The sequence below is a fragment of the Sphingobium terrigena genome, from assembly GCF_003591655.1.
Classification (GTDB): Bacteria; Pseudomonadota; Alphaproteobacteria; order Sphingomonadales; family Sphingomonadaceae; genus Sphingobium; species Sphingobium terrigena.
This window is the reverse complement of record NZ_QVRA01000001.1, coordinates 38982-50987: the sequence shown is the minus strand read 5'-3', so window position 1 is coordinate 50987 and position 12006 is coordinate 38982. Positions and strand designations below refer to the sequence as shown.

The window sequence follows — 12006 nt, the reverse complement described above, 5'->3', positions numbered from 1 at the left end:
ACTGCGCCGCGACGATAGCGGTCAGGGTCCGATCGTCACCGGTTTCCAGGGGCGCGGTTTCCGGGTGCGCGACGATGTGTTTCCCACCGGGCTGCTGCTCAGCCCGGTCCGCGCGATGGCGTGGGACGACGCGCCCACGATCGATGCGCTGACGCTCGGCGCGCTGGGCGATCTGTTCGATGGCGACCCGCGGCCGGAGTTCCTGCTGCTCGGCACCGGCGCCGGACTGCGCCAACCACCTCGCGCCTTCGTTCGCGCGGTCGAGGCGCTGGGGATCGGGGTAGAGGCAATGGACAGCCGCGCGGCTGCCCGCGCCTGGGGCGTGCTGCGCGCGGAAGAACGGTGGATCGTTGCGGCGCTGCTGCCGCTTTAGCGGATAACCCCTTCCAGTTCCGGGCCGGTATCGACGCTCGGTCGGAAATCGGGCTTCAGCTTCAGGCCCGCCGCCTGCTCATAGGCATAGCCTGCGTCCAGCAAACGCTGCTCCTGATAGGGTGCGCCGATGAAGCTCAAACCCACCGGCAGCCCGCGCACCAGCCCCATCGGCACGGTCAGGTGCGGATAGCCGGCAATCGCCGCCGGGCCGGTCGAACCGCTCGGCCCCTCATATTGATCGCCCCACACCGTGTCGGACGGCCAGGCCGGGCCGTAACTGATCGTCATCAGCAGATCGAGCCGGTCGGCGGCCAGCATGGCGTCGATCCCTTGCGCGCCCGCCAGCCGCAACGATTTTTCGCGCGCGGCTGTGTAGGCCGGATCGTCCAGACCCTTCTTGGCTTGCGACAGGGTGAAAATTTCCTGCCCGAACAGCGGCATTTCCTGCGCCGGGTGCGCCGCGTTGAAGGCGATCAGGTCGGCCAGCGTCCGGCTTTCCACCTGATCCGGTCGGGTGGAGGCGAGATAGGCGTTAAGGTCCGCCTTAAACTCATATTGCAGCACATCGTAGCTGGCCGCTGACATGCCATCCATCGGGGGCTTCTTTACATCCACCAATGTCGCGCCCAGCCCCTTCAGCACGGCGATTGCGGCATCATAACGGGCCAGCAATTCCGGCTGCGCTCCGCCGCGCAGCACGCCGATCCGCATTTTAGCGATAGCGGTCGGGTCGAGCGCAGCGGCATAATCGCGCGCGTGGGCCATGGCGTCCACTGTCGTCGGATCAGCCGGATCGCTGGCGATCAGCGCGGACAGCAGGATGGTGGCATCGCGCACGGTGCGGGTCATTGGCCCGGCTGTGTCCTGGCTGTGACTGATCGGGACGATATGGCTGCGCGGAATCAGGCCGATGGTCGGTTTCAGCCCGACCAGCCCCATCATCGATGCCGGGCAAATGATCGACCCGTTGGTTTCGCTGCCGATCGCGCCGGGCGCGAAACCTGCGGCAACCGCAGCGCCCGATCCGCTGGACGATCCGCAGGTGGTGCGATCCAGTGCATAGGGATTGCGAGTGAGGCCGCCTATCGCGCTCCAGCCGCTCATCGAGCGTTCGGAGCGGAAATTGGCCCATTCGGACAGGTTGGTCTTGCCCAGGATGATCGCGCCCTTCGCCTTCAAGGCAGCGGCGACCGGCGAATCGCGTCCCGGCGCGTTACGCGCCAACGCCAGCGATCCCGCCGTGGTCGGCATCCCGGCCGCCTCGATATTATCCTTGAGCAGGATCGGCACGCCATGCAGCGGGCCACGGATGCGCCCGGCGCGCCGCTCCGTGTCCAGCGTCCTTGCCTGTGCGATCGCATCGGGGTTGTGGGCGATGATGCTGTTGAGGCGCGGCCCGTTGCGATCCATCGCCGCAACGCGCTTGAGCAGCGCGCGCACTGTTGCTTCGCTGCTGGTTCGCCCGGCGGCGAGATCGGCGGACAATGACATAATCGTCGCCTCCTCGACCGCCTGCGCGGCGACCGGCAAGGTCCAGAGCAAGGCGGCAAGGAGGCAAAGGGAACGGATCATGCGGGATAGGCGCTTTCCATATGGTTCCAGCTTTGAACGATCAGCGCCTCCAGCACCGCCATGTCGATACCCGACAGCCGCTTGATATAGAGGCAGCCCTTGCCGCGCTTGTGCTTGCCCAGCGGCACGCAATCCTCATCCGCTAGGCCCGACAGATACAGCACCAGCTCCGCCTTGCGCGGGGAAAAGGCGATGCGGGAGGCGTCCCCCTCGCGCCCGCTATCATAACGATAATGATAGCTGCCAAAGCCGATGATCGAGGAGCCCCACAGCCTTGGCGGCTGCCCTGACACCGTCTGCATCAGCGCAACGAGCCTTTCCCCGTCCTCGCGCCGTTCGGGCGGCTCGACCGCAGCCAGGAACGCCGCTACATCGCTATCCGTCTCAATCGTCTTATTCCCCATGGCTTGTCATCCCCACGTTCAGCGCGTAGAGGCTAGCGCGTCATCTGGGGAGTAGCCAGCCGTTCCGAGGCAAAAGGAGCGGGCCTCATGTCAACATATTTGGCCGAGAGGTCATGGCATGGGGGACGCGGACACCGCGTAAGGCGAGACCAATGGCATCGGCGCTTTTCTGTCCGGCCGGGCGGGGAGCGACGGTGGCATTGCGTCTATCACTTCCGCCCGGCCCCGGACATGATCTGATGGAAGCCCTGTTCACCTCCGCTGCGCTCGTTGCCCTTGCCGAAATGGGGGACAAGACGCAATTGCTGGCGATGCTGCTGGCTACGCGCTTTCGCAAGCCGGTGCCGATCATCCTTGGCATATTGGTCGCGACGATCGCCAATCATTTCCTTGCCGCTCTGCTGGGCCATTCGATCGCTGGCGTGCTGACGCAGGACTGGTTCCGCTATGCCGTGGCCCTGAGCTTCATCGCCATGGCTGCCTGGACATTGGTGCCCGACAAGATTGACGAGGATGCGCCGTTGAAAGCGCCGTCAAAAGCGGGCGTGTTCGTGACCACATTGGTCGCCTTCTTCCTGGTCGAAATGGGCGACAAGACGCAGGTGGCGACGATCGCGCTGGGCGCACGGTTCGACAATCTGGTCGCGGTGACGATAGGAACGACGCTGGGCATGATGCTCGCCAATGTGCCTGCCGTGCTGTTCGGAGAGGCGCTGGCGAAGAAAGTGCCGATGCGCGCGTTGCAGGTCGGCGCGGCTCTGCTGTTCCTGCTGCTGGGGCTGTGGATGATCGCCGATCTGGCAGGCTGGATCGGGTAAAGCGGTTGTCAGCGCGACGCGGCTGGGGCAAGGGAATGGGCAGCATATTCCCTCTCAGACGAACGTGGGTCAGGTGATGAAAGACGATCTGGTTACGATATTCGGCGGCGGCGGCTTTGTCGGTCGTCAGGTGGCGCAGGTGCTGTTGGCGCGTGGCGCGCGGGTGCGGATTGCCCAGCGCGATCCATCGAAAGCGCTGCGGGTCAAGCCACTGGGCGGGCTTGGCCAGGTGCAATTCATCGCCGCCGACATCCGCAACCCCGCCAGCGTGGCGCGGGCAGTGTCGGGCAGCGATGTCGTCATCAATCTGGTCGGCATATTGAAGGGCGATTTCGACGCCTTCCACCATCGCGGCGCGGCCAATGTCGCCAAGGCGGCGGCGGAGGCAGGCGTCAGCGCACTGGTGCATATGTCCGCGATCGGCGCGGATGCTGACAGTCCGTCCGCCTATGGCCGATCGAAAGTGGCGGGCGAAGCGGCGGTCAAGGCCGCTTTCCCTACCGCCACCATCATTCGTCCGTCGATCATCTTCGGCGCGGAGGACCAGTTCCTCAACCGCTTCGCGCAGATCATCGCCATGCTGCCGGTGGTGCCGGTGATCGGCGGGGCGACCAAATTCCAGCCCGTCTATGTCGCCGATGTTGCACAGGCGATCGCCAACGCCGCCGAGCAGCCGGGCGTCCATGGCGGCCAGACCTATGAGTTGGGCGGGCCGCAGGTGCAGAGCATGAAGGACATCAACCAGTGGATCGCCATAGCGACGGGCCGCAACAAGCCGCTGGTCGATGTACCCCATGCCGCAGCGAAATTGCTGGCGATGATGCCGGGCGGGCCGATCACCAGCGATCAGCTGGCGATGCTGGGGCGCGACAATGTCGTGGCACCGGGGACCAAGGGTCTTGACGCGCTCGGCGTCGTGGCCACGCCAATGGCCGGGGTCGCGGACAAATGGATGGTCCGTTACCGGCGGCATGGTCGCTTCGCCGGTCGGGCGAACGCCTGAACACGTAAATCCTTCTCTTGTCGGGGAGGTGGCAGGGCGAAGCCCTGACGGAGGGGTGTCCCCCTATCGATAGCGGGACACCCCTCCACCACTCGCTTCGCGAGCGGTCCACCTCCCCTTATAGGGGAGGATTATCGGAGGATGATCCCACCTATGGACCTGCATTATCTGACCGTCATCCTGCTGGGTATTGTCGAAGGGCTGACCGAATTTCTGCCGGTGTCCTCGACCGGGCATCTCATATTGGCCAGCGAACTGCTGGGTTATGATGCGTCGACCTGGGCGATGTTCAATGTCGTGATCCAGCTGGGCGCGATTCTGGCAGTCGTCGTCCTTTACTGGCGCACCTTCTGGGCGGTCGGCATGGGGCTGTTGCGGCGGGAGCCGGTAAGCTGGCGGTTCCTGCGCAATCTGCTGATCGCCTTCATCCCTTCCGCCATTATCGGGCTGGCGCTCCACGACTATATCGAGATTTTGCTGGGCGCGCCGCAGGTCGTCGCCTGGGCCTTGATCGTCGGCGGCATCGCGATCCTGCTGATCGAACGGGCGGTCAAGGAACAGCGGTTCCACGGCATCGCCGATATTCCAGCCATCCGGGTGCTGGGTATCGGCCTTGTCCAATGTGTCTCCATGATCCCCGGTGTCAGCCGGTCGGGCGCGACGATCATGGGCGCGCTTATGCTGGGCGTGGAGCGGCGCACGGCGGCCGAGTTCAGCTTCTTCCTCGCCATCCCCACCATGCTGGGGGCGACGGCGCTGGAGCTGATCAAAAAGGGTGATCAGATCACCAGCGCGGCGGTCGGTTGGGACAGTATCGCGCTGGGCTTTGTCGTGTCGTTCATCGTCGCGCTGCTGGTGATCCGCTGGTTCGTAGGGCTGGTGTCGAAACATGGATTCGCGCCTTTCGCCTGGTATCGAATCGTGGCGGGAATCGCGGCTTTAGTGTGGCTGGGGACAAGATAGGGCCGAAACGGTCTATTTATAGGGTAAGTTTTTGCGATTGTTTCGCAAATAGGTCTTGCATAGGTCGATAATTAGTCAGTTATACTGACCTATAATGCAGAATCCGCGTGACTCTGCGGGTCTTTATGCTATGCGCGCCCTTGCAACTTGAGTCAGGGGCGAGACATGGCCGACAATCCGATGCTGAAATTCGTAGGCAAGGGACAAGCCTATCCCGACAAGCGCGATGCCGATGCCCGCGCCGACGATTTTCTGGAAATCAGCCGCAGCTTCATCCTCGACAAGGCGGAAGAACAGGCGTCGCGCTGTTCGCAATGTGGCGTGCCTTATTGTTCAACGCACTGTCCGCTACACAATCATATTCCCGACTGGCTGCGCCTGACCGCCGAAGGCCGCCTGCGCGAAGCCTATGAGCTGTCGAACCTGACCAGCACCATGCCCGAAATCTGCGGCCGCATCTGCCCGCAGGATCGGCTGTGCGAGGGCAATTGCGTCATCGAATTTTCCGGCCATGGCGCCGTGACCATCGGCAGCGTCGAAAAGTTCATCACCGACACCGCCTGGAAGGAAGGCTGGGTCGAACCGCTGGTCGCGGGCAAGCCCACCGGCCAGTCGATCGGCGTGATCGGCGCGGGACCGGCGGGCCTCACCACGGCGGAATATCTGCGCGCAGCGGGGCATGAGGTGCATGTCTATGACCGGCATGATCGCGCAGGCGGGTTGCTGACCTATGGCATCCCCGGCTTCAAGCTGGAGAAGGACATCGTCATGCGCCGGGTTCAGCGTTTGAAGGATGGCGGCATCGTCTTTCACGAAAATTTCGAGGTCGGTCGCGATGCGACGCTGGAAGCGCTGCGCGAGAAGCATGACGCGATCCTGATCGCCACCGGCGTCTATAAGCCCCGCGACATTCGCGCGCCGGGCGTGGGCGCGCCGGGCGTGGTCAAGGCGCTCGATTATCTCACCGCCTCCAACAAGGCGGGCTTTGGCGACGATGTGCCCGAACATGCCGATGGCACGCTGCTGGCGACTGGCAAGAATGTCGTCGTCATCGGCGGCGGCGACACCGCGATGGACTGCGTCCGCACCGCGATCCGTCAGGGTGCCAAGTCGGTCAAATGCCTCTACCGCCGTGACCGGGAAAATATGCCCGGATCGCAGCGCGAAGTCGCCAATGCCGAGGAAGAAGGCGTCGAATTCGTCTGGCTGACCGCGCCGATCGCCTTTGAAGGCACCGAGCATGTCACCGGCGTCAAGGTCACCAGGATGCGGCTGGGCGCGCCCGACGCATCGGGCCGCCGCGCACCTGAACCCGATCCGGGCAGCGAACATACGCTGGAGGCGGACCTCGTCATCAAGGCGCTGGGCTATGACCCCGAAGAACTACCCAAGCTGTTCGGCGCGGACGATCTGTCGGTCACCCGCTGGGGTACGCTGCGTGTCGACCACAAGACGATGATGACCAGCGTGGACGGTGTGTTTGCGGCGGGCGACATCGTGCGCGGGGCGTCTCTGGTGGTCTGGGCCATCCGCGACGGGCGCGACGTGACCGAGCATATGCACCGCTATTTGAAGGCCAAGGCGAAGGCGGCGGGCGAAAGGGTTGCGGCGTGATGCGGGGCGACTTCATAGTTCTGGCGCTGCTTGCAATGGGGCCGTCGCTGACGGCGCTTGCGCAGGCACCAGCAGTTCCTGCAACGACGGCATCGGCAGCCCAGACTTTGGCCAAACATTATCTGCCAACAGACCTGGTCAAAGAAACCGGTACGCGCGAATTTGACAAGAATTTCGACGCCAGTTTCGATGGCGCGGCTGGCAATAGCGCGATGGAAGCCCAGTTCCCCGGCCTGAAAGCCGCAGGAAAGCGTGCAGGTCTTGCCGTGTTAAACGCGGCGTACGATCGTGATCTGCCCAACATGCAAAATGCGCTGGCTCTCTATCTTGAACAACAATTTTCATCGAGCGAACTGACCAAACTTAACGACTTTTATGGGTCAGCAACAGGTCAGAAACTGATGCGGAGCATGTTGGCAGGAGCTGACACCACTAAGCTTGCCGAGCGTGCAAAGGCAAATCCCGATGCATTCCAAATGCAAGCAGCAGATGTTCAAGGATTAATGAACCCGGCTGCGCTCGCTCAATTGAGTCAGGCGGAACTGGCCAGCATCATGCAGTTCGGTATCAGTCCGATTGGGCGAAAATTTGGTCAACATAGCAGTGCGCTTCAGAAAATTTGCGTCGATGGCACCAATGCCCTGATTCGTAACACAATGCCCGTCGTGCAATCGAAAGTCATCGAGGCGGTTTCCGCCCATATCGCCAGCTTTGGAAAGGGACAAAAGTGATGTCCGACCGCATGGAAGCCGAACGCCTCCGCATTGCCGAAGTCGGCATGTATCGCCCCGAATTTGAAGGCGACGCCTGTGGCGTGGGCCTGGTGGCCGCTACCGATGGCCGCCCCAGCCGCCGTGTCGTCGCCTCCGCAATCGATGCGCTCAAGGCTGTATGGCATCGCGGCGCGGTCGATGCCGATGGCAAGACTGGCGACGGCGCGGGCATCCATGTCGACCTGCCGGTGCGCTTCTTTGACGATGCGATTGCGGACTCTGGCCACAAGCCGCTGCCCAATCGCCTGGCCGTCGGCATGATCTTCCTGCCGCGCACGGACCTGTCCGCGCAGGAAACCTGCCGCACCATCGTCGAGAGCGAGATCATCGACGCGGGCTATACCATCTATGGCTGGCGGCAGGTGCCGGTGGACGTGTCGGTCATCGGTGAAAAGGCGCAGCGCACGCGGCCCGAAATTGAGCAGATCATGATCGCCGGGCCCATGCCCGAAGTGCGCGATCAGGCCGAGTTCGAGAAGGATCTCTATCTGATCCGCCGCCGGATCGAGAAGCAGGTGATCGCGGCGCAGATCAACGACTTTTACGTCTGTTCTCTGTCGTGCCGGTCGATCATCTACAAGGGGCTGTTCCTCGCGGAGTCGCTGTCGGTATTCTATCCCGATTTGCAAGATGAGCGGTTCGAGAGCCGGGTGGCGATCTTCCACCAGCGTTATTCGACCAACACCTTCCCGCAATGGTGGCTGGCCCAGCCGTTCCGCACGCTGGCGCATAATGGCGAGATCAACACGATCCGCGGCAACAAGAACTGGATGAAGAGCCACGAGATCAAGATGGCTTCGCTGGCCTTCGGCGAGCAGTCGGAGGATATCAAGCCGGTGATCCCGGCGGGCGCGTCCGATACCGCTGCGCTCGACGCCGTGTTCGAGGCGATCTGCCGGTCGGGCCGCGACGCGCCGACTGCCAAGCTGATGCTGGTCCCCGAAGCGTGGCAGGCCGATAGCGGCGAACTGCCCAAGGCGCATCGCGACATGTACGACTATCTCGCCTCCGTCATGGAGCCATGGGACGGCCCCGCTGCACTGGCGATGACCGACGGGCGCTGGGTCGTGGCCGGGGTGGATCGCAACGCGCTACGCCCGCTGCGCTACACGCTGACCGGCGACAATCTGCTGATCGTCGGGTCCGAAACCGGCATGGTCGTCGTTCCTGAGACGACGATCGTGCGCAAGGGCCGCATGGGTCCGGGCCAGATGATCGCGATCGACCTGCAGGAAGGCGAACTCTATGATGACGCTGCGATCAAGGACCGGATTGCTGCCGAGCGCCCCTATGGCGAACTGATCAAGGACTTCATGGCGATCGGCGACCTGACCGATGCGCCGACCGCGCTGCCCGGCTGGGACAAGGCGGAGCTGACGCGGCGGCAGGTCGCGGCCAATCTGACGCTGGAGGATCTGGAACTGATCCTGGCGCCGATGGTCGAGGACGCCAAGGAAGCGATCGGATCGATGGGTGATGACACGCCGCTGGCGGTCATTTCCGACAAGCCGCGCACGATCAGCCATTTCTTCCGCCAGAATTTCAGCCAGGTCACCAACCCGCCGATCGACCCCTTGCGCGAGCGGCATGTGATGAGCCTGAAAACGCGCTTTTCCAACCTGCACAATATATTGGAGCAGGACGCGCAGAACAGCCATGTGCTGGTGCTGGATTCGCCGGTGCTGACCAGTGCCGAATGGGCGCGGTTGAAGGCGCATTTCGGCCCGGCGGTGGCGGAAATCGATTGCACCTTCCCTGCGACCGGCGGGCAGGAACAGCTGCGCGCGGCAATCGCCCGCATCCGCGAGGAAGCCGAACAGGCGGTGCGGGAGGGGCGGACTGAAATCTTCCTGACTGACGAGGGCGTCAGCGAGACACGCGCCGCGATTGCGGGCGTGCTGGCGGCGGCTGCGGTCCACACGCATCTGGTGCGCAAGGGGCTGCGCTCCTATGCGTCGATCAACGTGCGCTGTGCCGAAGCGCTCGACACCCATTATTTCGCGGTACTGATCGGCGTGGGCGCGACGACGGTGAACGCCTATCTGGCCGAAGCCAGCATTGCAGATCGCCATGCGCGCGGGCTGTTCGGGTCGCTCGATCTGGACGCCTGCTTCGAGCGTTATCGCGTCGCGATCAACGAAGGCTTGCTCAAGATCATGTCCAAAATGGGCATTGCGGTCATCAGCAGCTATCGTGGCGGCTATAATTTCGAGGCGGTCGGCCTGTCGCGCGCGCTGGTCAACGATCTGTTCCCCGGTATGCCCGCGAAGATTTCGGGCGAGGGCTATGCCTCGCTCCATTACAGCGCGATCCTGCGCCACCAGCAGGCCTATGACGCATCGGTCGTGCGGCTGCCGATCGGCGGCTTCTATCGCCAGCGTAACGGCGGAGAGGCGCACGCTTATTCCGCGCAGCTGATGCACCTGTTGCAGACGGCGGTGGCGACCGACAGCTACTCCACCTATCTGCAATTTTCGCGCGGCGTGCGCGATTTGCCGCCCGTCTATCTGCGCGACCTGATGGAGTTCAACTTCGCGCGCGAAGCCGTGCCGATCGACGAGGTGGAAGCGACGACCGAGATCCGCAAGCGTTTCGTGACGCCGGGCATGTCGCTGGGGGCGCTGTCGCCCGAAGCGCATGAAACGCTGGCGATCGCGATGAACCGGATCGGCGCGAAGGCGGTGTCGGGCGAAGGCGGCGAGGATGCCGCGCGCTTCAAGCCCTATGAAAATGGCGACAATGCCAACAGTGTGATCAAGCAGATCGCGTCGGGCCGCTTTGGCGTCCATGCCGAATATCTGGCATCGGCCGAAGAGATCGAGATCAAGGTCGCGCAGGGTGCCAAGCCCGGCGAGGGCGGGCAGCTGCCCGGCTTCAAGGTGACCGAATTCATCGCCAAGCTGCGCCATTCGACGCCGGGCGTGACGCTGATTTCGCCGCCGCCCCATCATGACATCTATTCGATCGAGGATCTGGCGCAGCTCATCTACGACTGCAAGCAGATCAACCCGCGCGCGCGGGTCTGCGTCAAGCTGGTGAGCCAGGCCGGCATCGGCACGGTCGCGGCGGGCGTGGCGAAGGCCCATGCCGACGTCATCCTGATCGCGGGCCATGTCGGCGGCACTGGCGCCAGCCCGCAGACCAGCATCAAATATGCCGGGACGCCATGGGAAATGGGCCTGTCCGAAGCCAATCAGGTGCTGACCCTCAACGGGCTGCGGCATCGGGTGAAGCTGCGCACCGATGGCGGCCTGAAAACCGGGCGCGACATCGTGATCGCGGCGATTTTGGGCGCGGAAGAATATGGCATCGGCACGCTGTCGTTGGTTGCCATGGGCTGCATCATGGTGCGCCAGTGCCACAGCAACACCTGCCCCGTCGGCGTGTGCGTGCAGGATGAGAAACTGCGCGCCAAGTTCACCGGCACACCGGAAAAGGTCATCAACCTGATGACATTCATCGCCGAGGAAGTGCGCGAAGTGCTGGCGCGGCTGGGCTTCCGCAGCCTGGACGAGGTGATCGGGCGGACCGAACTGCTCAAGCAGGTCAACCGTGGTGCCGAGCATCTGGACGATCTGGATCTCAACCCGATCCTCGCCAAGGTGGATGCGCCCGACGACCAGCGCCGCTTCAGCCTGAAGCAATGGCGCAACGACGTGCCCGACAGCCTGGACGCGCAGATGATGCGCGACGCGAAGGCGGTGTTCGAGCGGGGCGAGAAGATGCAACTGACCTATACGGTGCGCAACACGCACCGCGCGGTCGGAACGCGGCTGTCGTCGGCGGTGACCGACAGGTTCGGCATGTCGACGCTGGCCGACGGCCATCTGACCGTCCGGCTACGCGGGTCTGCGGGCCAGTCGCTGGGTGCATTCCTGTGCAAGGGGATCACGCTGGAAATCTTCGGCGACGCCAACGACTATGTCGGCAAGGGCTTGTCAGGCGGCATCATCACGGTGCGCACGACTGTCTCCAGCCCACTGTCGTCCAAGGACAATACGATCATCGGCAACACCGTCCTCTATGGCGCGACCAGCGGCAAGCTGTTCGCCGCGGGGCAGGCGGGCGAACGCTTTGCCGTCCGCAATTCGGGCGCGCAGGTCGTGGTCGAGGGCTGCGGTGCCAATGGCTGCGAATATATGACCGGCGGCACGGCGGTGATCCTGGGCAAAACCGGCGCCAATTTCGGCGCGGGCATGACCGGCGGCATGGCCTTCATCCTGGACGAGGATGGCAGCTTCCCGTCGCGCGCCAACCCCGAAGGCATCATCTGGCAGCGGCTGGAAAGCGCATATTGGGAAGCGCAGGTCAAGGATCTGATCGCCCAGCACGCCAAGGCAACCGACAGCAAATGGTCCGGCACGATCCTGGAGGATTGGGACCGTTGGCGGCGCTATATCTGGCAGGTTTGTCCCAAGGAGATGATCAACCGCCTCGCCCATCCGCTCAGCGATGCGCAGGCGGAGGTCGTCGCCGCCGAATAA

Annotated in this window: 9 protein-coding genes and 1 riboswitch; of the genes, 7 read left to right on the top strand and 2 right to left on the bottom strand. The window is 63.5% G+C overall.

Annotation, left to right across the window (positions count from 1 at the left end; translation table 11 throughout):
• The first annotated feature begins 31 nt into the window (after nt 1–31).
• Nucleotides 32–373, top strand: a complete 342-nt coding sequence (locus tag D0Z70_RS00230; protein ID WP_119743424.1) for an Mth938-like domain-containing protein — start codon at nt 32–34, stop codon at nt 371–373.
• Here the strand turns inward: D0Z70_RS00230 and D0Z70_RS00225 are convergent.
• Nucleotides 370–1947, bottom strand: coding sequence for an amidase (locus D0Z70_RS00225; RefSeq protein WP_119743423.1), 1578 nt, complete (start codon nt 1945–1947; stop codon nt 370–372). The genes D0Z70_RS00230 and D0Z70_RS00225 overlap by 4 nt on opposite strands.
• Nucleotides 1944–2351 (bottom strand): DUF1801 domain-containing protein, encoded by a 408-nt coding sequence (locus tag D0Z70_RS00220; RefSeq protein WP_119743422.1) that lies wholly within the window; start codon nt 2349–2351, stop codon nt 1944–1946. Before D0Z70_RS00220 ends, D0Z70_RS00225 begins: the two co-directional genes overlap by 4 nt.
• 33 nt (nt 2352–2384) lie before the next feature.
• Nucleotides 2385–2572, top strand: a riboswitch (yybP-ykoY riboswitch).
• Between the two features lie 18 nt (nt 2573–2590).
• Between D0Z70_RS00220 and D0Z70_RS00215 the strand changes: the two genes are divergently transcribed.
• From D0Z70_RS00215 to gltB, 6 genes are all read left to right on the top strand, one after another.
• Complete coding sequence (locus D0Z70_RS00215; RefSeq protein WP_119743421.1) at nt 2591–3169, top strand: TMEM165/GDT1 family protein; 579 nt, start codon at nt 2591–2593, stop codon at nt 3167–3169.
• A gap of 76 nt (nt 3170–3245) precedes the next feature.
• Entirely contained in the window at nt 3246–4172 is a 927-nt protein-coding gene (locus D0Z70_RS00210; protein WP_119743420.1) for a complex I NDUFA9 subunit family protein, read from the top strand.
• Between the two features lie 153 nt (nt 4173–4325).
• Entirely contained in the window at nt 4326–5135 is an 810-nt protein-coding gene (locus D0Z70_RS00205; RefSeq protein ID WP_119743419.1) for an undecaprenyl-diphosphate phosphatase, read from the top strand.
• Between the two features lie 165 nt (nt 5136–5300).
• Nucleotides 5301–6749, top strand: coding sequence for an NAD(P)-dependent oxidoreductase (locus tag D0Z70_RS00200; protein ID WP_119743418.1), 1449 nt, complete (start codon nt 5301–5303; stop codon nt 6747–6749).
• Nucleotides 6749–7480: a DUF2059 domain-containing protein gene (locus D0Z70_RS00195; RefSeq protein WP_119743417.1), complete on the top strand. Its 732-nt coding sequence runs from the start codon at nt 6749–6751 to the stop codon at nt 7478–7480. Before D0Z70_RS00200 ends, D0Z70_RS00195 begins: the two co-directional genes overlap by 1 nt.
• On the top strand, nt 7480–12006 hold the full coding sequence (gltB, locus tag D0Z70_RS00190) for a glutamate synthase large subunit (RefSeq protein WP_119743416.1): 4527 nt from the start codon (nt 7480–7482) through the stop codon (nt 12004–12006). The genes D0Z70_RS00195 and gltB overlap by 1 nt, the downstream gene beginning before the upstream one ends.